The organism is Actinoplanes subtropicus, assembly GCF_000721705.1.
GTDB classification, from domain to species: Bacteria; Actinomycetota; Actinomycetes; order Mycobacteriales; family Micromonosporaceae; genus Actinoplanes; species Actinoplanes subtropicus.
Genome location: NZ_JOJL01000212.1, coordinates 1 through 204 on the forward strand (window position 1 = coordinate 1; position 204 = coordinate 204).

Consider the following 204-nt stretch of genomic DNA (forward strand, 5'->3'; position numbering starts at 1 on the left):
TCCATCCAGACCACCAAACCCGGCACCAGCCGGCTGATCACCGTCACCCTGTCCGGCAACCTCCCCGGCAACACCCAAATCCAACTACCCATCTTCCTCACCATCGGCGTCACATCAGTCACCGGCGGCAGCTACAACACCACCACCCACACCGTCACCGCCGACCCCGGCGCCACCTCGATCGCGATCACCCTGGCCTCCTGA

At 64.7% G+C, this 204-nt stretch carries 1 protein-coding gene; it reads left to right on the forward strand.

The window, feature by feature from the left end; genetic code table 11:
- On the forward strand, positions 1 to 204 hold a 204-nt coding region (locus tag IH26_RS61920; RefSeq protein WP_034218371.1), incomplete at its 5' end, for a hypothetical protein.